The following is an 18,246-nucleotide window of genomic DNA, read 5'->3' as shown; positions in this document are numbered from 1 at the left end:
GCCGGGCTCCCAGCACGCGGGTGCGGATTTCCAGCACCGCCTGGGTCTCCCGCTCGGCCTCTTCCAGACGCCGCAACCGCCACGAGATCCCGTTGATGACCTCGTGGTGATCACGCCAGGGCCGTCCCTGCCGTCCGTCGCGGGCAGCAGGGGCTCGATCCGTTGCCGGGCCTTGTCGGTCAGCTCGCCTCGTCGCATCACGGGCGCTCGTCGTTTTGATCCATGCCCGGTCCCTGTTCATGACCGGGGCAGCCTTCAGACGGGGTCGATCGCGAGGTCGGTGACCTGGTCGTCCTTGATGCCGAACACGAACGCGAAGGACAGAGGCCCGCCGGGGAACTCGCCGTCCCCGGAGGCCACCAGACGGTCGCCCGCGAACGAGGTCGGCGTGATCACGATCTTGGGGTTGATCAGGTGCCCCTGGATCCACTCGCGGATCTCGGCCTCGCCGCTGTAGGTCGTCCCGTCATCGCGCACGGTGGCCTCGTCGCCGAAGACCGCGGCCAGCGCGTTCGCGTCGTGCGCGTTGGTGGCCGCGATGAAGTTCGCGACAGCATCGGGAAGGGTGAGGTCGTTCATTTCTGCTCTCCGGTCTTCTCGGGTGCCAGGACGCGGGCGCGTCCTGGCATGTCCCCGCAGCACCTCAGGGGCACGATGACGATGCGCCGCGGTGACCAGCCCGAGGTGCCGAGCAGGGGTCAAGTCGGCATGGACATGCGCGGGGCGCATACTGATGAAGGCTTCGCCGGGTCGGTTGCGTGTGGTGACTCGATCCACTCCGGCGAGGCTCCTCGCGTTCGCGGCAAGGTCGGCTCCCGCGAGTTGGAGACACGACTTCCGGCGACGGGCTTAGAAGTCCGCGCCGCGTGAGAGCTCTTCGTTCGCGCGCAGTTCCGCGAGTGCGTTCTCGTGCATCGCGACGACGACGTCGTAGCCGGAGTTGCCGAGCACGATCCGCTGCGGCGGAACGGGTGCGTTCATCGCGCTGATCACGGCCTGCACTCCGCGTACGGGGTCACCCTCCTGCTTGCCGTCGTGTGCCACGAACGCCGCTTTGACGCCCTCGACCATCGGCACGTAGGCGTCGACGGTTTCGTTGACGGGTTCGTCCTGGAAGCCGGCGTAAGCCTTGGTGCGGAACGCTCCCGGCTCTACGACGAGCACGCGCACACCGAACGGCTCCACTTCCTGGCGCAGTGTCTCCGACAGTCCTTCGAGCGCGAACTTCGCCGCCGAGTAGTAGCCGAACCCCTGTGCGCCGACGAGGCCCGCCACCGACGACATGTTCACGATCCAGCCGTCGCCGCGTGCCCGCATACCCGGCAGGACCGCGCGTATCACCTCGACCACGGCGAACAGGTTGAGGTCGAACGTGCGGCGGATCGTCTCGTCAGGGGCGCCCTCGACCGAGCCGAACCAGCCACGGCCCGCGTTGTTGACGAGTACGTCGATTCCGCCGAACCGCTCCTCGGCCGTCTTGACCGCCGCGCGCACCTGCTCGGCATCGGTGACATCGAGCTGGAGAACCAGCACACGGTCGCCGTGCGGTTCAGCCCATTCCTGCAGTTCAGAGGGCCGACGCGCGGTCACTGCCACCTGATCGCCCTGTTTCAGTGCGGCCTCGGCATAGACCAGGCCGAACCCTCCGGGCGTCCCGCCGGTGATGAACCAAGTCCTCATGGACTTCTCCTCTCGCTATAGCGGGCAATGTAGCGCTACATGAGCTACTATAGCAAGCATGCAGAATGCACGGGATCGACTCCTGCTCGCCGCGGCGGAGTTGCTGGAGGGCGGCGGCACGGTGTCCACGAGGGCGGTGTGCGAACGCGCCGGGGTGCAGGCCCCGACGCTGTACCACCACTTCGGCAGCAAGCAGGGCCTGATCGACGCCGTGGTGAACCACGGCTTCACCCAGTACACGGCGGTCGAGAGCTCTGGCGACCCGCTGGAGGACCTGCGCGAGGGCTGGGACAGGCACGTGCGGTTCGGGCTGGAGCACCCGTCGTTCTACGGGCTGCTTTACGGCCGCGCCGAGCCGGGAAAGCCCTGCGCCGTCACCGCTCCCGCGCACGCCGCGTTGCGCGAGCGGCTGACCGCCGCCGCCGCCCAGGGCCTGCTCAAGGTGCCGGCGGACGACGCCGCCGAACAGGTGCTCGCCGCCAACGTCGGCATCACGCTCACCTTGATCAGCCAGCCGGAGCCGGACTTCGGGCTGTCCGGACGCGTCCGCGAGGCCGCGCTGGCCGGAGTCCTGCACACGCCCTCCGCCGACGCCCCCGCGACCCGTGCGAGCGCCGCGCTGACGTTGCGTGCGCTGGTCGGCGACGACCCGGGCGACCTCACCCCCGGCGAACGCGCGCTGCTCGGCGAACTGCTGGACCGCCTGGCCCGATAGAGCACGCGGTGTTCCTCAGAGCAGCCGCACGACCTCGTCGCTCTGGACGCGCGGCGCCGCCCTGATGCGCCGCTGCGCTACGTGGTCAGGTCCGGCTCGATGTCCTCGAACGCGGTGACCCGCCGCACCTCGATCGACGTCTCCTCGACGCCGGCGAAGGCAGGGCTCCGACAGAGGAGTCGTGGCCGGCCCCGGTTTGGTTCCCGGCGGTCGTGCCGTTCTTTCCGCACTCGCCGGACCGGGGCGTATTGGGAGACGGCCGTACGCCGTGCAATGATGACCGCGCCATGACTAGCGCCACCTCAGCATCGACGCCCTTCCGCGTCGTCCGGGCCGCCGTCTTCGCGACGGTCTCGGTCGTGCTGAGCGTGGGCGCGCACGCCTGGGCGGGCGGGTCGACCACCGCGACGGCGGTGCTGGTGGCGCTGACCCTCTCGTTCCTCGTCGGGGTCGCCCTGGCGGGGCGCGAACGGTCGGCCCGGGTGATCTTCCCGGCGCTGGCGGGCTGCCAGGCCGTGCTGCACCTGCTGTTCTCCTACGCCCACACCGTCGAGCCGATGACGGCCGGGCACCACCACGCGACCACGCTGCTGCCCAGCCTGAGCATGCTGCTCACCCACGCGTGGGCGGCCGGGCTCACGGCCCTGTGGCTGGCGCGCGGCGAGGCGCTCCTGTGGGCGCTGCTGCGCCGGCTCGAAGTCCGCCTCCTGCTGTTGCTGCGCGTGGCGGTCGAGCCCGCCCATCCGCAGGTGGCCGTGCCCGCCGACCGGGTCGTCATCCCGGCGTCGGCGTCCCTCCGACACGAGATCAGCCGCCGGGGGCCTCCCGGCACCGTCAGCCTCCTCGCCGCCTGAACACGAAGTTCAGCGCGGCTCTCTGACGTTGCCGTCTTCCCCGAAGGGTTCTTCTCACCATGTCTTCGCGCATCGCGTCGTCCCTGCTCGCCCTCGCCACCGCCGCCGCCTTGGTCTCCTGCGGCTCGTCCGGCACGCCGACCGCCGCCGCGCCGGTCGCCTCGGCCCCGGCCGAGACCACACCCGCCGCTCCCGCGGCCGCCGCCCTGTCGATCACCGACCCGTGGGTGAAGACCGCCAAGGAGGGCATGACCGCCGCGTTCGGCACCCTGGTCAACAACTCCGGCGCCGACATCACCGTCGTCTCCGGCACCAGCCCGCTGTCGCCGATGATCGAGCTCCACGAGGTCGTCGACAAGGACGGCAAGATGGTCATGCGGCCCAAGCAGGGCGGGTTCGTCGTCCCGGCGGGCGGCAGCCACGAGCTGGCCCCCGGCGGCGACCACATCATGATCATGGACGCCGAGCAGGCCGTCGAGCCCGGCGCCGAGATCCCGTTCACGCTCACCCTCGCCGACGGCGGGACCTTCGAGTTCACCGCGATCGGCAAGGACTTCGCCGGCGCCAAGGAGGACTACCAGCCCGGCTCGCACAATGGCTGACCTGACCCGCCGGGGACTGCTCGCCGGCGGCGTCGTGGCAGGGGTGGCCGCGCTCACCCCTGCCGCGTCGGCCCGCGCCGGGGAGACCGTCGTCCCCTTCCACGGACCCAGGCAGGCCGGCGTCGCCACCGAGCCGCAGGCCCACGCCGTCTTCGTCGCCTTCGACCTGCGCCGCGACACCGACCGCGACGCCCTGGCGCGCATGATGCGGCTGCTCACCGACGACGCCAGGCGGCTCACCCAGGGCCGCCCGGCGCTCGCCGACACCGAGCCCGAACTCGCGACCCCGGCCGCGCGCCTGACCGTGACGTTCGGTTTCGGTCCGGGCCTGTACGCCCATGCGAACCTGACGTCCCCGATCGAGCCCCTTCCCAAGTTCTCCGTCGACAAGCTGGAGAAGAGGTGGAGCGGCGGCGACCTCCTGGTCCAGATCTGCGCCGACGACCCGCTGACCGTCAGCCACGCCCTCCGGATGATCGTCAAGGACGCCCGTTCGTTCGCGACGGTCCGCTGGACCCAGCGCGGATTCCGCCGCGCCGCCGGCACCCAGCCGGGCGGCCAGACCCAGCGCAACGTCATGGGCCAGATGGACGGCACCGCCAACCCGAAGCCCGGCACCCCCGACTTCGACCTCGCCGTCTGGCGGCCCGACGACACGACCCAGCTCGTCGTCCGCAGGATCAGGGCCGAACTGGAGACCTGGGACGCCGCCGACGTCGTGGCCAAGGAGTTCACCATCGGCCGCCGCCTGTCGACCGGCGCGCCCCTGACCGGCACCCGGGAGCAGGACCCGCCCGACTTCGCCGCCAAGGGCGCCCACGGTTTCCCGGTCATCTCCGAGTACGCCCACATCCGCCGCGCCCACGTGGGCGACCCGAGGCTCCGCATCCTGCGGCGCCCGTACAACTACGACGAGGACGTCACCGCGCGGGGCCACGCCGACTCGGGCCTGATCTTCGCCTCCTACCAGGCCGACATCGAGCGCCAGTTCGTGCCGATCCAGCGGCAGCTCGCCGAGGCCGACCTGCTCAACGAGTGGATCACCCCGATCGGGTCGGCGGTGTTCGTCATCCCGCCCGGCTGCGACGAGAAGGGCTGGATCGGCCAGGAGGTCCTGTCATGACACGCCTCCTGGGCTGACCTCTCCGTACCGAATCCCTCCGTACGCGGTACCACCGGCCGGCGATCGTCCGGCCGGTGGTGGCCGTGCGCTTCGGGGACCCGATCATGGCGCGCGTGCTGACCCAGGTCATCGGGGTGCCCTATGCGGAGGCCGCGCGCCCGATCGGCACCGTGCGCTCCCGGGTGGCCCGCGCCCGCACCCAGCTCGTCTCGTCGTGGACGGCGGCCTAGAACGAATCGGGGCGCAACGCGCCGAGGATCAGGTCGAGGCAGGGCTCGAACTCGGCGCCGGGGTCGTAGCCCGCCCCCATCTGGGCGAAGGTCTCCGCGAGGTGGGGGTGGTCGCCGAGCGGCAGCTCGCCCGCCGCCTCCTCGGCCTCGCCGACCGGCATGGTCAGCTCCTGCAGCACGAACCCGTAGAGGTAGCTGTCGATCACGAGGAAGGCGCGGGCCGCCCCGGCCACGGAGAACCCGCCCGCCCGCAGGCTGCCGAGCACCGCGTCGTGGTGGCGCAGGGTCGCCGGGCCGGGGCTCTTGCGGGAGTCCATCAGCCCGACCGCCCAGGGGTGCCGCAGCAGCGCCGCGCGGGCCGACCGGGCGCGGTCGCGCATCGCCCGCCTCCAGTCGGCGTCCTGACCGGGCAGGTCGATCTCGGCGAAGACCAGGTCGATCATGCCGTCGAGGATGTCGTCGCGCCCGCCGACGTGGTTGTAGAGCGACATCGCCTCGACACCGAGGACGGCGGCGACGGCCCGCATGGTGACGCCCGCCTCGCCCTTCTCGTCGGCCAGCGCCGTCGCGGCGGCGATCACGCGCTCCCGGCTGAGCGGCTCGCGGTCGGCTCGCGCACGCCGGATCATCGGGCGGTTCCCTCCTGCCATTGACGGACTTACAGCGTAAGCGTACGTTACTTACACCGTAAGTCTGTAGAGCGGGGAGAGGTCATGGGCAAGGTCTGCGTCGTCGGCGCGTCGGGCAAGCTGGGCAGGTACATGGTCGGGCACCTGCTCGACCGGGGACACGAGGTCGTCGGCGTGTGCCGGGAACGCAGCGTGCCGAAGCTCGCCGCGTACGCCGACCGCATCACGATCGTCCCCGGCCCGACGAACGACCGCGAGGTGATCGGGAAGGCGGTCGCCGGGTGCGACGGCGTGCTGACCGTGCTGGTGCCGTGGGGGGTCAGGCAGTATTCGTCCGGCACGGCCCAGGCGGTGCTCGACCACGCCGAACCCGGCGCGCGGCTGGTCTTCTCGTGCGGCTGGCACATCACCAAGGACGGCCGGGACCGCTACTCGTGGTGGTTCCGGGCGGTCCTGCGGCTCGCGACCGTCGTCGGCCGGCTCCTGCGCGCCGTCGAGGTCGACGACCAGGTGGAGGCGTGCCGCCGCATCTTCGCCAGCGACCGGCGGTGGACGGTGGTGCGCGGCAGCGACCTGGAGGAGGGCGAGAGCCAGGGCCTGCCCGTGTGGAGCCGCCACGTCGGCGACCCGATCCTGGCCAGCAACCTGACCCGGCGCATCGACTTCGCGCTGTTCATGGTCGAGGCGCTCGACGACGACGCGCTCGTCCACGAGGCCCCGGCGATCGTCGGCCGGCTCGCCCCCAGCGCGCGGGCGCACTGAGGAGATCGGGTCTAGGCGGCTCGCCGCTTCTGTCCCTACAATCAGCGCCGACACATGGTTATCATCACCACTTTCATTGAAGTGCGGGAGCGTCGGCGCATGTCTGAACGGGTCGGGGTCGAGGTCTCCGAGGAGGTGCCGCCGCCCGAGTGGGGACGGCGGCAGCCGTTGGGCGCCGTCAGTCCGTGGATCTTCGTCGTGGTCGTCGGCCTGCTGCTGCTCGGACGGCTGGTGTTCGCGCCCTACCTGACGGCCCCGGCGTTGCAGGCCTGGGCGACGATCTTCGTGGCGATCTGCGTCCAGGCGCTGCCCTTCCTGGCCTTCGGGGTGCTGCTGTCGGCGGCGATCACCGCGTTCGTGCCCGCCTCGTTCTGGACCCGGGCGCTGCCGAGGCGGCCCTTCCTCGCGGTGCCGGTGGCGGGGGCGGCCGGGGCGGTGCTCCCCGGGTGTGAGTGCGCGTCGGTGCCGGTCGCGTCCGGGCTGATGGCGCGGGGCGTGACGCCCGCCGCCGCGCTGGCGTTCCTGCTGGCCTCACCGGCGATCAACCCGGTGGTCATCGTCGCCACCGTGGTGGCCTTCCCCGGCGAGCCGATGATGGCGGTGGCCCGGTTCGGGGCCTCGCTCACCGTCGCGGTCGTGGCCGGGTGGGTGTGGTTGCGGTTCGGCCGCGCCGGCTGGTTGCGCATCCCCTCGCGGCCGGTCGGCCACGGGCCGAAGTGGCGGTCGTTCGTCGAGGCCATGCGCCACGACTTCCTGCACGCCGGCGGATTCCTCGTCGTCGGCGGCGCGACCGCGGCGACGATGAACGTGGTGGTGCCCCGCGCGTGGCTGGAGTCGGTCGCCGGGATCCCGGTGGTGTCGGTGCTGGTCCTGGCGCTGCTCGCGGTGATCCTCTCGATCTGCTCCGAGGCCGACGCGTTCGTGGCGGCCTCGCTGACGGCCTTCTCGCCCACGGCCAAGCTCGCGTTCCTGGTGGTGGGGCCGATGGTGGACCTGAAGCTGATCGCCCTCCAGACGGGCACCTTCGGGCGGCGGTTCGCCGCCCGCTTCATCCCGCTCACCTTCGTCCTCGCGGTGGCCGTCAGCATGGCGGCCGGGGAGGTCCTGCTGTGAACCGGCTGACCCAGAGCATGATCCTCGTCCTGCTCGGCGGCGCGGTGCTGCGGATCACCACCGTGTCCACCACCTATCTGAACTACGTCAAGCCGGGGTTCCGGCCCTTCCTGATCGCGGCGGGTGTGGTGGTCCTCGCGCTGGGCGTGATCGGGCTCGTCCAGGAGTGGCGCGGGTCCGACCGGGACGACTCGCACACGCCCGGAGTGGCCTGGCTGCTGACGCTTCCCGTCTTCGCCATCTTCCTGATCGCCCCGCCCGCGCTCGGCGCGTTCTCGGCGAAGTCGGAGGAGGCCCAGGCGAAGCCGGTGGCGGCGGCCTACGACGCCCTCCCGGCCGGGACGGTCCATGAGATGACCATCGGCGAGTTCGTCGGCCGGGCCTGGGGCGAGTCGGCCGATTCGCTGGTGGGGCAGCAGGTCAGGCTGACCGGGTTCGCCGTGCCGTCGGAGAAGAAGAAGGACCGCTGGTATCTGGCCCGGATCCAGATCGCCTGCTGCGCCGCCGACGGCGTCGCCCTGAAAGTGGCCGTGCTGGACGCCGACATGCCGCCGGAGAACACCTGGGTGGAGGTGGTCGGCACGTGGCGGCGGCCCCCGTCCGGGCGGCTCGAACCCGGGACCGTCGCCCCCGAACTGACCGCTGCCTCGATCACCCCGATCCCGCAGCCGGTCGAACCCTACGAGTAGCTCCCCGCAGCGACTCCAGCCGGAAAGGGCCGTGCGGCCCCCCGGTCCAGCGCTCCGAGCAGGGTTCGGAGCTGGCCGCGGCCCGCTGGGGGAGTGGCCGAGCAGGACCTCGACACGCCCCCATAGACGACGTCCGCGCAGACGAATCCCCTGGCAGGGCGGCCGGGTTCAGGCCCCGCCGCCCGCCAGGGGCTCGCCCGTCGCGCCGGCAGGGCATGCCCGGGTCCTTTCACGGCGTCCCGGTCTCGGCGGCCGATCTCCCGGCCCCGAAGGCGGCGCGACGTTCCCCCGCCGCGTCACAGGCCGATGTTCGCCTGCGGCCCCGCGTACGTGCGGACCAGGTTCGGCACGTCACTCGCGCTGTTCAGGGTGTAGGAGTAGAACGAGCTCGGCGTGAAGGCGGAGCCGCCCGTCTCCCTCTGGCCCGTGCAGGAGGAGCAGATGCTGCCCGTCTGCCGGAGCTGCGCCGCGTCGTCGTGTAGCAGTTCTCGATCACCATCTTGGTGGCGCCGCGCGCGTAGTTGCCGTACCCGGTGATGTTCTGCAGATAGTTGTTGTACAGGTGCGCGTGCGCCACGTTGTCGGTCGACGGATTGCGGGAGGCGTTGGGGGTCCAGCCGATGCCGGAGGCCTTACGACCCTCCGCGATGATGTTCCACGACACGGTCAGGTAAGTGGTGTCGATCAGGCCGTCGTTCATCCGGGTGATGTGGTTGTGGTCGATCCAGACGTGATGGGCGCCGTGCCGGTTGAGTTGAGGCATTTGCCGCTGGAGGCGTTGGCGAGGGTGTAGACGCCGTTGGTCACCGGGGTGGCCGCCTGGGAGGGCCAGGCCGGCCGGTTCTCGCGACCCCCGCGAAGGCGTCGTCCGTCGGTGGCGGGTGTGGGAATCGAACCCACCCGGAACGGCGTATGAAACCGTCGAGCACACCAGCGCCCTCACCCGCCGGAAAAGAAAGCCGCCCCGGACCCGACCGGTCCGAGACGGCTCACGCGATCGACGCGACCGGCGTCACACGTGAGCCTCACGACGCGAGGGCATTCGGCGTCGCATGGCGCCCCCTCCTGTTCTCCGTCCGGCCGTGTGACCACGAGTATGCAAGATCGCCCCGACCGGACGCGAAAGGTTTTCCGCGGCGAGCACACGCCCGGCGGACCGTGATCGAGGGGCCTGCGCCGGCGCGTCCGGCGGATCCCCGCTTCCCAGGGAGACGACGAGAACGCCGACAGGCGAGTCGCCGGGCGGCGGGCAACGCGTCGACCCCCGCTGTTCGACGACCTGGCCGGCGAACAGGCCGTAGGCGGCGCTGATGAGCCGCTCCCGGCGATCGGCGACCCGGGCGTCGAGCCCCGCCGTTCGACGACCTGGCGGAACGGGCGGAGCTCCGCACCCGGCGTGGAGATCCCCGTGCCGAAGCCGACTCTCGCCAACACGCGGCCGTCCGATCCTGCGGTCTTCGCCTCGGCCGGTCTCACCGGACGGGTGCGCGTGGTCAGAGCGGCAGCCGGAGAACCCGTTCACCCTCGTGGTCGGTCCCGGTGTCCTGGAAGCCCAGCCGCAGGTAGAAGCCCGTCGGGGAGCCGACCTCACCCGGATGCACGCTGGTCAGCAGCTCCGTGGCGCCGGGCCGGGTGCCCAGGTAGTCGCGCAGCGCGGCCATGGCGGCCCGGGCTTCAGGCCCGCGTCGACGGTCGGAAGTTCCCCACGTCAGCGCGTGACCATGAACTCGCCGCCCGCCGCCAGTGCCACCTCGGGCCCGAGGAGCCTGGCCGGGGTGGACGCGCCGGGCCGCCCTTCCCCCTTGGCCAGGCGCAGGGCCACCTCGGTCACGGCCGCGACCGTGAACGTCATCGCCTCGCCGGTCCGCAACCAGCCCTCACGCACCCGGCCGGACGGCCACTCGACGCGGGCCCGCGCCCACGAGGACGGGCGCGGACGCTCCCTGGCCGTGGTCGTCGTGACGCGGGCGAGCCGCCGGACGGCGAACCCGGCCACGCCGGGCAGCCGCAACACGCCGCCGATCACGGGCAGAGCCGCCCGCACGGCGCGATTGGCCGGGACGAGCGCGGAGGCGCCGATCACCGACGGGGCGCCGCTGCCCCGCCAGGCCGCGAAGAGCTCGCCGCTGCCCAGAGAGGCGGTGGTGACCACGTCCCCTTCGGGCGTGGTCAGCCGCTCGGCGGCCCGCCCGGCCCGGGTGCGCGTCAACCGGCCCCGCCGCACCTCCCGGCCGCCGTCGCGCATCGTGTGCACGATGGTGGCGGCCAGCGCCTCGCCGAGGGCGCCGGCCTCGACCGCGACCGACGCGACGGCGTCGATTCTCACCCGCGACGGCGTCTCCTCGCCCGCCAGCAGCCGCAGCAGGATGCTCTCGGTCGCGAGCACGCCGAAGCCCGCTCCGGACACCAGCACGCGCCCGGTCGCCGCCGCCTCCGCGTCCATGGCGTCGAGCAGCTCGAACGCGCTCAGCTCGTTGGCGACGTCGACGTAGTGGGTGCCCGGGGGACAGGCCGCGACGACCCGCGGCGCCGTGACCGCGAACGGCCCCACCGTGTTGATGACGACGGCCGGCGCCTCGGCCGCCAGCCGCGCGCAGACCTCGTCGAGCGATCCGGCCACCGCCCGGACGTCCGGATCGACCCGTGTGAGCCGCTCCCGATCGCGGCCCGCCGCCACCACCTCGACCCCGGCCCGCCGCAGCAGCCCGACCGCCTCCCGGCCGACCCGCCCAGTCGCGCCGAGCACCCAGACCTCACCCGCCATGTTCGCCTCCGCAAGTAATGACACGTCGTGTCATGACTATCGCATGGCATGACACGACATGTCATCAGTAGGATCTGCGGCATGGGCCGATGGCAGCCGGGTGCGCGGGAACGTCTCGAACAGGCCGCGCTCGATCTCTTCCTGGAGCAGGGCTTCACCGAGACCACCGTGCCGCAGATCACGGCCCGCGCCGGGCTCACCACCCGCACGTTCTTCCGCCACTTCGCCGACAAACGCGAGGTCCTGTTCGCCGGCGAGGAGTCGGTGCCCGACCAGGTGGCCCGCCTCATGGCCGGCGCCCCGCCGTCGCTCGGCCCGATGGAAGTGATCGCCGAACGCCTGGCCCCCGCCACGGTCGAGCTCTTCGCGGGCCGCAGCCTCGACTACCTGCTCCGCCGGCGGGCCGCGATCGACGCCGAACCCGCCCTGCACGAGCGTGAGCTGCGCAAATGGGCGCTGATGTCGGAGGCCCTGCAGCGGGGCTTCCGCGACCGCGGCGCCGACGACCTGACCGCCCGGCTGGCGGCCGAGCTCGCGGTGACCACCTTCCGGGTAGCGGTGACCCGCTGGCTCGACCAGCACGGCGACCCCGACCTCCCGGCCGTGATCGACCAGACCCTGACGGCGCTGAGGCGGCTGACGGCCAAGGCGCCGGGGAACGGCTCGACGCCCCCCGCCGACGCCGCCGAGGTTCGTCTCCCGCGGATGGCGTGAGATCGTCATCGGCGGGCAGTGACCTTCATCCGGCCCCGACACCGGAGGACGCCCATGGACGGGATCAGGCACCTCGTCGCGTACCGCCTCGCCGCATGGACGGCGGTGGTCTCATGAGCCGGGAGGAGGGCATCCGCCTGCACCCGTCGCGGCTGCGCTCCCTGTCGGTGCGCGGACTCGCCGTCCGGTTCGCCGTCGGTGCGTTGATCTTCGTGGTCGCCGGTCTGATCGCCGACCGGTGGGGTCCCGTGGTGGGCGGGATCTTCCTGGCCGTCCCCGCCGTCGTGGCCGCCGCGCTGGCCCTGGTCGAGGCCAGGGAACGGCGGGGTCGTCCGGACGTCAAGGGCGCGGCGCTCGGAGCGGCCGGTCTGATCGGGTTCGCCGGATGCGTCTGGGGCCTGGCGGTGACGGTGCCCGCCTGGCTGGCGCTGGTGATCGCCACGGTGGTGTGGGCCGTGATGGCCGACATCCTGTATCCGGTCTTCGGACGCAAGGCCGCGTCCACGCCTTTGTCTTGATGGCGTCGGCATGAGGTTGCGGCACCTTCCCGGGTGCGCGCACAACACAATCGGGAACGGCGGCTGACTCCCTGCTGGGTAACCTCAAGAAGGCAGGGGATGAGGCTTCGGCCGACTCGATGTCATCCCGATCCACGGCCTCGGTGAGGCGGACGTCTCCTCCCGCACTGAGGAGGGTTCTCGTCATGTCCGATCCTTGGGAGATCAGACGCCGGTTGACCGACGCGATCAACGCCCACGATCTGCCCCGGCTGCTCGCGATCTACAGTCCCGACGCCGTTCTCGTCGCCCCGTCGGGCATGGCGGAGGGCCGTGACCAGATCTCCTGGTTCTACGAGCAGGCCTTCGGCGCCTTTCCCGACTATCGCCAGACGGCGTGGCTGGAGGTGCCCGGTGACGATCCCATGGTCAGGGAGTGGGTGTTCACCGGAACCCATCTGGGGCCGTTGCTGTTGCCCGACGGGCGGGAGATCGAGGCGACCGGCCGTCACGTCACCGTCCGGGCGGCGTGCATGACCTACGTGGTCGACGACCTGGTCGTCACGCATCGGGATTACTACGATCAGCTTGAGCTGTACAGTCAGCTCGGCTTCGGCCTGACGGAGCTGCCGCGGGTGGTCGGCCGGGCGCGGTCGTAGGGGCCCGGCGGTTGGCCAGCACGCTGGTGGCCGTGACCGTGGCCAGGATCGCCACGATGACCCCCAGCGAGAGCAGTGTGGGGATCTCCGGCACCCACGCCCAGACGCCGTGGGCCCAGTGCAGGATCAGTTTGACCCCGATGAACGCCAGGATCACGCCGAGGCCGTGGTTGAGGTGCCGGAGCCTCGTCAGGACGTCCATGAGCACGAAGTAGAGCGCGCGCAGGCCCAGCAGGGCGAAGGCGTTGGTGGCGAAGACGAGGAACGGGTCCTGGGTGACGCCGTACACGGCGGGCACCGAGTCGACGGCGAAGACGATGTCGGTGGCGAAGACGGCCACCACGGCCAGCGCCAGCGGGGTCAGCGCGCGCCGGCCGCCCTCGCGCACGACCAGGCGGGAGCCCCGGTAGTCGTCGGTGATGGGCATCAGGCGCCGCAGCAGGCGGACGGTGCGCATGGACGAGATGTCGACCTCGTGCCCGTGCCCGCGTGCCGCGTCCTTGACGATCTTCCCGGCGGCGGCGATCAGGACCGCGCCGAACAGCAGGAACGCCCACGTGCCGCTCTGCAGGACGGCCGCCCCGAGCGCGATGAAGATCGCCCGCAGGGCCAGCGCCCCGACGATGCCCAGCAGCAGGACCCGCTGGGCCAGCACGTCCGGCACCGCGAACGACGACAGCAGCAACATGAACACGAACAGGTTGTCGACCGACAGCGACTTCTCCACCATGTAGCCGGTGTAGAACTCCACCGCGACGCCTGATCCGTGGACCGCCCACACGTACCCACCGAAGATCAGCGGCAGTGCCAGGTAGAAGACCGACCAGCCCACGGCCTCGCGCATCCGCACCTCGTGCGGACGCCGGGTCAGGACGAAGTCGACGGTCAGCAGCACCGCCAGTGCGGCCACGGTGATCGCCCACAGAGCCGGGGTACCGATCGTCTGGAGATCGGCGGGCATGAAACCTCCTCGAACGAGCTGTTCGAGGTCTCCTTCGCCCGTGCGGGCGGCCATCCGGGGACGTGCGTCACGTCCGTCATGACCGGATCGGCTCTTGGGAAGTACTCCCCCCGTCCTCCCAGGTTAGGGGACGCTTCGGGGTGACTCCGGCCATTTGACCAGGTCTGTGCCCGGGACGGAGTGGAGGGGAGTACGTCCTCGCACTGACGGGGGATCTTCATGTCGGGCGCCCTGATGCGCTCGAAGTCCCTCTGGCCGCGACCTGCCCCGGTTAGAGCGGGGTTGTCCGGCGCCCACAGGTCCAGGCTCAGGCTGCTGAGCCGCCACTGCTGGTTGTCGCCGCCGTTCCACGCCGCCTGCCCGATTTGCCGAACCGGCGGAGGCCAGGAGCTCCCGCCGCCATGGAGATCGAGGCCGTGGTCGATTCGGCGCGCGCCCGCTGACGGGAACACCCCGGCCCGGCGGTGCGTGTTCCGCGCCGCCGGGCCGGGGCGTCTGCGTTCATCGGCCCCACAACCGCCAGGTCTGGTTGCGCGGGGTGCTCTGACCCACGGGATTGCAGGTCCACTGGTGGATCAGGGCGCCGGGCGCCGTGGAGACGGTGCTCACGTCGACGCACTTGCCGCTGTGCCGGGCCACGAGCTGGTAGTCGTGCGCGTCGTTGCCCGAGTAGGTGACCTTCCGCAACGTGAACTGCTGGTTCAGCGATCCGGCGGCGCAGGTCCACTGGATCACGGCGGCGCCGTCGGCGGTGGAGACCCCGTTGACGTCCAGGCACTTGCCGGACTGCTGGTTGACGACGGTGTAGGTGTCGGCGACCCCGGAGACGGGGCGCAGGTTCCACAGTTGCCGGTCGTCGCCGTCACAGTGGGTCTGCTGCTGCCGGTTGCCGTCGGACGTGCCGGCGCCGGTGTTGTCCAGGCACTGCTGGGAGTGCTGGGCGACGGCGACCGTCTGGAAGGCGCCGTCGGAGGGGGGCAGCACGGTGACGGTGAAGGCGTCGTCGGCGCTGACGTTCGGCAGGTTCACCGTGGTGGCGTTGCCCGAGAGGGTGACCACGGAGTTCTGCACGGTGACCGGGCCCTGGACCGCGCCGCCGCCGTTGTTCGGGATGCGCTGGGCGACCACCCGCACCTGGTTGTTCTGCACGATCCCGCTCGTGGTGTCGAGCCGTTGCAGGTTGACCGCGATGTTGCCGGTCGTCCGGCCGCCGCCGACGAGGATCTTCGCGCCGCCGCTCGCCTTGGTGGCGAAGGCGTCGTACGACGAACTGGGCGTGACGGAGACGATCTGGCCCGTCTGCGATCCGTAGAAGCGGTAGGCCCACCATTCGCCCTTCGGCTGGTGGGCGCCCGCCGAGTTGCGCACCAGCAGGTTGCCCAGGTCGTTGTGCAGGTTCCCGCTGCTGGCCCAGTTGGCGCGCAGGCCGTCGGCGCCGGCCCGCTCCAGCCGCGCGATGTACCAGGCGCCGTCGCCCGCGTTCTGCTCGTTGGAGGCGCCGTACTCGTTGATCTGGTACGGCCGGGGGTGGGGGATGCCCCGCGGGTTCAGCGTGGCGTCGGCCGCCGCGACGTTGGCGACCGGATCGCCCGGCAGCGAGTGCCAGCTCACGATGTCGGGGATCACGTTGTTGGCGCGGATGTAGTCGAGGTACTGGTTCCACCAGGTGTGGCTGGTGGAGGGCACGCAGGCGCAACTCGGCCCCACGATCAGGTGGCCGGGGAACTCGGCCCTGATCCGCTGGTAGGTGCGTCGCCACAACTCGAAGTACTGGGACTGGGGCCGGTTCCAGAACAGCGTGATGTTGGGCTCGTTCCACAGGTCCCACTGGACGGGGGCGCCGGTCGCCCGCACGTCGGCGATCAGGCGGGTGAGGAAGTTGTCGTAGTCGGTCCAGTTGCCGTTGTCACCCGGGAAACGCGAGATCGGGTAGCCGTCGGCGCCCCACAGGTCGTGGACCAGGAGGATGAACTCGCCGCCCAGGGCGCGGGTGCGGAGCAACTGGGCCCGGGTGGAGTTCCACCGGCGGTCGTACCTGCCCGACACCCAGCCGCCCGGGGCGTCGAGTTGCGCCCCGCCGGCGCGCATGTAGCGGAACTTCACGTCCCGGAAGAAGTGGTCGGCCGGTCCGGAGGCGTTCTCCGTCATGCCGTAGATCCAGCCGGAGGCCCGGTAGGTCGGGCTGCCGCCCGCCGTGGCGAAGTTGACGGTGATCGACTCGTCGGCGGCCTGAGCCGGAGCCGGGGCCGTGACGAGGGGGGTCAGGGCGAGCGCGCCGACGGCTGACAGGACGGCGAGACGCCTACGGAGGGATGTGCTCATTGATGGCTCCTCGGACGGAGGACGGGGGTGCCGCGACAAGATCCCGGGGTCATGAGCGATGGCAATCGAATCGATTCGCGTGAATCGTAAAACCGGTCAAGAAAGCTGTCAATGACATGTTTCCTGGATGTGAAATCCGCGAGCTCAGCAGGGAGAAGAAGAACGTGCCAAACGGCGAAACCGACTCGAATCGATTCGGGGATCAGTCCTGTCGGGTGGTGCGGCGCAGGTGGGCCGCGGACAGGATGAGGTAGGCGCTGGCCGTCCAGGTGTAGGCGCGGTCGCGGAGGCCCGCGCCGGTCCGGGCGTCGAAGTTCTCCGCGAACCCCGACTTCTCGCACAGGGCGCGGAAGCGCGTGCTGATCTCGTCGGCCAGGACGGCGTGGCCGGCGCGGCGCAGCCCGTCCTCGATCAGGATCGTGGAGGGGGCCCAGATGGGACCGCGCCAGTAGCCGTCGTCCTGGTAGTGCGGGGAGGAGGGCAGTTCGGTGGCCAGGCCGAACTCCGTCAGGTGGGTCTTGATCCTGGCCGCCAGGGTCGTGTGGACCCGCTGGGGGAGTTCCTCGCCCAGCACGATCGGCATGAGGTCGAGCAGGCTGGCGCTCGGCCAGACCTCGCCGGAACGTGCGCCCCGGGCGACGAAACGGTCCTCGCGCCAGAGCTCGGCGAGCACCGCCTCGCGCATGCGGTCGGCCTTCCGCGACCATTCGGCCGCCTCGTCGGGCCGGGCCAGCACGGTCGCCAGGCGGGCCAGCGTGCGCATCTGGATGACCAGGAACGAGGCCAGGTCGGCCGTCTCGACGAGGCGTTCGGGCAGGAAGGTGGTCGCGTTGTCCCAGCCGCTGTCGTTGCCGTGCTGGTAGTGCGCCAGTTCCCGGCCGGGCACGCGGCGTGCGTCCAGCCAGAACGTGGTCCATCGTTCGAGCAGGCGATAGGTCTCGGCCAGGTCGTCCGGGGGCGCCGGGGGCAGGTGGCGCAGCGCCCAGCCGTGGATGGGCGGCTTGACGAAGTTGTAGAGGATCTCGGAGTGGGTGACGGAGTCGGGGAGCGCGCCGGCCGGGTCCTGATGGTCGAATGGCAACCGGAACTGGTCCCACGCCAGCGCGGGCAGGCCTTCGGCGAGGGCGATCGCGTTGAAGCAGTGATCCCAGCTCCAGACCTTGCCCATCCAGTGTTTGGACATCAGCACCGCCGGACGGGGCACGAAGCCCGCGGCGCGCACCGAGGCCGACCACAGGACGTAGACGGCGAGTTCGGCGGCGGGCGTGCGTTCGTCCCGCCACGGCGCGACCGCGCCGAGGAACGCCTCGAAGTCCCGCCGCGCCCCGGCGGCCACGTCGTCGAACCCGCGTCCGCTCGTGTACGGGGGGCGCGCGGTCTCGTACTCCTCGACGGCGATCTCCCACTCCTGCTCGTCGCCCGTGACGACGATGCCGCGTTCGGTGGTGCCCAGCGCCTGCGCGCCCAGGTGCTCGGCGATCCGGCCGCGCAGCAGGGTGAGGCGGTAGCGGCGCCCCGTCTGGTAGAGGGTGAAGACCGCGGCGCCGTCGAGGGGGTCCTCGAAGAAGTAGGGGCCGCTGAACGGGGTGAGGACCGGGTCGGCGGCCAGCAGGCGCAGGCCCAGGCCCCGGCCGCGGATCCGCACCGTGTCCACGCTCTCGTAGGCGAGCTCGATCCGGCCCGCGTCGTGGCTCCAGGTGAGCTGATGCGGCGTGCCGGTGACGACGCTCTCGGCACGGGCGGCCCCGGCGACGGGGACCAGCCGCAGAACCGGATGCATCCCGGTCTGGTGGGAGACCAGATGCACGTCTTCGGCGTACACGTTCTCCCCGGTGACGGGCGAGAAACCGAACCAGGACCCGCGGAAACCGAACGGGATCTCCCGCAGGGAGAACACCGGGCCGGGGGCGACGACGGTCATGAAGGGATGGT

The 18,246-nt window shown here is 71.3% G+C and carries 20 protein-coding genes and 1 tRNA gene; 11 read left to right on the top strand and 10 right to left on the bottom strand.

Annotated features, from left to right (window positions below):
• Positions 1–255 precede the first annotated feature (255 nt).
• Both AW273_RS38270 and AW273_RS34065 read right to left on the bottom strand, forming a co-directional pair.
• Positions 256–579: a nuclear transport factor 2 family protein gene (locus tag AW273_RS38270; RefSeq protein WP_062357520.1), complete on the bottom strand. Its 324-nt coding sequence runs from the start codon at positions 577–579 to the stop codon at positions 256–258.
• A gap of 270 nt (positions 580–849) precedes the next feature.
• Entirely contained in the window at positions 850–1,680 is an 831-nt protein-coding gene (locus AW273_RS34065; RefSeq protein WP_062357516.1) for an SDR family NAD(P)-dependent oxidoreductase, read from the bottom strand.
• 58 nt (positions 1,681–1,738) lie between these two features.
• On the opposite strand from AW273_RS34065, the gene AW273_RS34060 reads away from it, so the two are divergent.
• From AW273_RS34060 to AW273_RS36795, 5 genes are all read left to right on the top strand, one after another.
• The gene (locus tag AW273_RS34060; RefSeq protein WP_062357514.1) at positions 1,739–2,395 is read left to right on the top strand and encodes a TetR/AcrR family transcriptional regulator; all 657 of its coding nucleotides are present in this window, start codon (positions 1,739–1,741) and stop codon (positions 2,393–2,395) included.
• Positions 2,396–2,682: 287 nt separating this feature from the next.
• Positions 2,683–3,249 (top strand): hypothetical protein, encoded by a 567-nt coding sequence (locus AW273_RS34055; protein WP_062357512.1) that lies wholly within the window; start codon positions 2,683–2,685, stop codon positions 3,247–3,249.
• A gap of 59 nt (positions 3,250–3,308) precedes the next feature.
• Positions 3,309–3,851 (top strand): copper chaperone PCu(A)C, encoded by a 543-nt coding sequence (locus AW273_RS34050; protein WP_062357509.1) that lies wholly within the window; start codon positions 3,309–3,311, stop codon positions 3,849–3,851.
• On the top strand, positions 3,844–4,974 hold the full coding sequence (locus tag AW273_RS34045) for a Dyp-type peroxidase (protein ID WP_062357507.1): 1,131 nt from the start codon (positions 3,844–3,846) through the stop codon (positions 4,972–4,974). The genes AW273_RS34050 and AW273_RS34045 overlap by 8 nt, the downstream gene beginning before the upstream one ends.
• A gap of 104 nt (positions 4,975–5,078) precedes the next feature.
• Positions 5,079–5,204, top strand: coding sequence for a hypothetical protein (locus AW273_RS36795; RefSeq protein ID WP_439648651.1), 126 nt, complete (start codon positions 5,079–5,081; stop codon positions 5,202–5,204).
• On the opposite strand, the gene AW273_RS34040 is transcribed toward AW273_RS36795, so the two are convergent.
• Positions 5,201–5,833, bottom strand: coding sequence for a TetR/AcrR family transcriptional regulator (locus AW273_RS34040; RefSeq protein ID WP_062357504.1), 633 nt, complete (start codon positions 5,831–5,833; stop codon positions 5,201–5,203). The genes AW273_RS36795 and AW273_RS34040 overlap by 4 nt on opposite strands.
• Positions 5,834–5,917: 84 nt before the next feature.
• On the opposite strand from AW273_RS34040, the gene AW273_RS34035 reads away from it, so the two are divergent.
• The 3 genes from AW273_RS34035 to AW273_RS34025 all read left to right on the top strand — a co-directional run bounded on the left by AW273_RS34035 (position 5,918) and on the right by AW273_RS34025 (position 8,397).
• Positions 5,918–6,595: an NAD(P)-dependent oxidoreductase gene (locus tag AW273_RS34035; protein WP_062357502.1), complete on the top strand. Its 678-nt coding sequence runs from the start codon at positions 5,918–5,920 to the stop codon at positions 6,593–6,595.
• 99 nt (positions 6,596–6,694) lie between these two features.
• The gene (locus tag AW273_RS34030; RefSeq protein WP_232327733.1) at positions 6,695–7,708 is read left to right on the top strand and encodes a permease; all 1,014 of its coding nucleotides are present in this window, start codon (positions 6,695–6,697) and stop codon (positions 7,706–7,708) included.
• Positions 7,705–8,397: a TIGR03943 family putative permease subunit gene (locus AW273_RS34025; protein WP_062357499.1), complete on the top strand. Its 693-nt coding sequence runs from the start codon at positions 7,705–7,707 to the stop codon at positions 8,395–8,397. The genes AW273_RS34030 and AW273_RS34025 overlap by 4 nt, the downstream gene beginning before the upstream one ends.
• 364 nt (positions 8,398–8,761) lie before the next feature.
• Here the strand turns inward: AW273_RS34025 and AW273_RS36790 are convergent, their stop codons facing one another.
• The 4 genes from AW273_RS36790 to AW273_RS34015 all read right to left on the bottom strand — a co-directional run bounded on the left by AW273_RS36790 (position 8,762) and on the right by AW273_RS34015 (position 11,161).
• Entirely contained in the window at positions 8,762–9,160 is a 399-nt protein-coding gene (locus tag AW273_RS36790; RefSeq protein ID WP_198168504.1) for a hypothetical protein, read from the bottom strand.
• Positions 9,161–9,272: 112 nt separating this feature from the next.
• Positions 9,273–9,345 (bottom strand) — tRNA-Met (locus AW273_RS34020).
• 545 nt (positions 9,346–9,890) lie between these two features.
• On the bottom strand, positions 9,891–10,058 hold the full coding sequence (locus AW273_RS37645) for a hypothetical protein (protein WP_157556440.1): 168 nt from the start codon (positions 10,056–10,058) through the stop codon (positions 9,891–9,893).
• Between the two features lie 47 nt (positions 10,059–10,105).
• Positions 10,106–11,161, bottom strand: a complete 1,056-nt coding sequence (locus AW273_RS34015) for a saccharopine dehydrogenase family protein (protein WP_062357497.1) — start codon at positions 11,159–11,161, stop codon at positions 10,106–10,108.
• 81 nt (positions 11,162–11,242) lie between these two features.
• Here AW273_RS34015 and AW273_RS34010 point away from each other — a divergent pair, with 81 nt between their 5' ends.
• The 3 genes from AW273_RS34010 (at position 11,243) to AW273_RS34000 (ending at position 13,031) form a co-directional block, all read left to right on the top strand.
• Positions 11,243–11,875 carry a TetR/AcrR family transcriptional regulator gene (locus AW273_RS34010; protein ID WP_083950264.1) on the top strand — a complete coding sequence of 211 codons (633 nt, stop codon included), beginning with the start codon at positions 11,243–11,245 and terminating at the stop codon, positions 11,873–11,875.
• A 113-nt stretch (positions 11,876–11,988) separates the two neighbouring features.
• Complete coding sequence (locus AW273_RS34005) at positions 11,989–12,393, top strand: DUF3147 family protein (RefSeq protein ID WP_198168503.1); 405 nt, start codon at positions 11,989–11,991, stop codon at positions 12,391–12,393.
• A 185-nt stretch (positions 12,394–12,578) separates the two neighbouring features.
• On the top strand, positions 12,579–13,031 hold the full coding sequence (locus tag AW273_RS34000) for an ester cyclase (protein WP_062357492.1): 453 nt from the start codon (positions 12,579–12,581) through the stop codon (positions 13,029–13,031).
• Here AW273_RS34000 and AW273_RS33995 read toward each other — a convergent pair.
• The 3 genes from AW273_RS33995 to AW273_RS33985 form a co-directional block, all read right to left on the bottom strand.
• A complete protein-coding gene (locus tag AW273_RS33995; RefSeq protein WP_062357489.1) occupies positions 12,934–13,992 on the bottom strand; it encodes a TerC family protein in 1,059 nt (352 codons plus the stop codon). The genes AW273_RS34000 and AW273_RS33995 overlap by 98 nt on opposite strands.
• Positions 13,993–14,493: 501 nt before the next feature.
• The gene (locus tag AW273_RS33990) at positions 14,494–16,314 is read right to left on the bottom strand and encodes an RICIN domain-containing protein (RefSeq protein ID WP_062357486.1); all 1,821 of its coding nucleotides are present in this window, start codon (positions 16,312–16,314) and stop codon (positions 14,494–14,496) included.
• A gap of 202 nt (positions 16,315–16,516) precedes the next feature.
• Complete coding sequence (locus AW273_RS33985) at positions 16,517–18,235, bottom strand: amylo-alpha-1,6-glucosidase (RefSeq protein ID WP_062357484.1); 1,719 nt, start codon at positions 18,233–18,235, stop codon at positions 16,517–16,519.
• Positions 18,236–18,246 lie beyond the last annotated feature (11 nt).

Source organism: Herbidospora yilanensis (assembly GCF_001570565.1).
Lineage (GTDB): Bacteria > Actinomycetota > Actinomycetes > Streptosporangiales > Streptosporangiaceae > Herbidospora > Herbidospora yilanensis.
This window is presented reverse-complemented; position numbering and strand designations above follow the sequence as displayed.

Excerpts from the sequence above, each read along its gene's own strand:
- AW273_RS38270 (WP_062357520.1), bottom strand. The coding sequence starts at position 579 with ATGAACGACCTCACCCTTCCCGATGCTGTCGCGAACTTCATCGCGGCC.
- AW273_RS34065 (WP_062357516.1), bottom strand. The coding sequence starts at position 1,680 with ATGAGGACTTGGTTCATCACCGGCGGGACGCCCGGAGGGTTCGGCCTG.
- AW273_RS34060 (WP_062357514.1), top strand. The coding sequence starts at position 1,739 with ATGCAGAATGCACGGGATCGACTCCTGCTCGCCGCGGCGGAGTTGCTG.
- AW273_RS34055 (WP_062357512.1), top strand. The coding sequence starts at position 2,683 with ATGACTAGCGCCACCTCAGCATCGACGCCCTTCCGCGTCGTCCGGGCC.
- AW273_RS34050 (WP_062357509.1), top strand. The coding sequence starts at position 3,309 with ATGTCTTCGCGCATCGCGTCGTCCCTGCTCGCCCTCGCCACCGCCGCC.
- AW273_RS34045 (WP_062357507.1), top strand. The coding sequence starts at position 3,844 with ATGGCTGACCTGACCCGCCGGGGACTGCTCGCCGGCGGCGTCGTGGCA.
- AW273_RS36795 (WP_439648651.1), top strand. The coding sequence starts at position 5,079 with ATGGCGCGCGTGCTGACCCAGGTCATCGGGGTGCCCTATGCGGAGGCC.
- AW273_RS34040 (WP_062357504.1), bottom strand. The coding sequence starts at position 5,833 with ATGATCCGGCGTGCGCGAGCCGACCGCGAGCCGCTCAGCCGGGAGCGC.
- AW273_RS34035 (WP_062357502.1), top strand. The coding sequence starts at position 5,918 with ATGGGCAAGGTCTGCGTCGTCGGCGCGTCGGGCAAGCTGGGCAGGTAC.
- AW273_RS34030 (WP_232327733.1), top strand. The coding sequence starts at position 6,695 with ATGTCTGAACGGGTCGGGGTCGAGGTCTCCGAGGAGGTGCCGCCGCCC.
- AW273_RS36790 (WP_198168504.1), bottom strand. The coding sequence starts at position 9,160 with ATGCCTCAACTCAACCGGCACGGCGCCCATCACGTCTGGATCGACCAC.
- AW273_RS37645 (WP_157556440.1), bottom strand. The coding sequence starts at position 10,058 with ATGGCCGCGCTGCGCGACTACCTGGGCACCCGGCCCGGCGCCACGGAG.
- AW273_RS34015 (WP_062357497.1), bottom strand. The coding sequence starts at position 11,161 with ATGGCGGGTGAGGTCTGGGTGCTCGGCGCGACTGGGCGGGTCGGCCGG.
- AW273_RS34010 (WP_083950264.1), top strand. The coding sequence starts at position 11,243 with ATGGGCCGATGGCAGCCGGGTGCGCGGGAACGTCTCGAACAGGCCGCG.
- AW273_RS34005 (WP_198168503.1), top strand. The coding sequence starts at position 11,989 with ATGAGCCGGGAGGAGGGCATCCGCCTGCACCCGTCGCGGCTGCGCTCC.
- AW273_RS34000 (WP_062357492.1), top strand. The coding sequence starts at position 12,579 with ATGTCCGATCCTTGGGAGATCAGACGCCGGTTGACCGACGCGATCAAC.
- AW273_RS33995 (WP_062357489.1), bottom strand. The coding sequence starts at position 13,992 with ATGCCCGCCGATCTCCAGACGATCGGTACCCCGGCTCTGTGGGCGATC.
- AW273_RS33990 (WP_062357486.1), bottom strand. The coding sequence starts at position 16,314 with ATGAGCACATCCCTCCGTAGGCGTCTCGCCGTCCTGTCAGCCGTCGGC.
- AW273_RS33985 (WP_062357484.1), bottom strand. The coding sequence starts at position 18,235 with ATGACCGTCGTCGCCCCCGGCCCGGTGTTCTCCCTGCGGGAGATCCCG.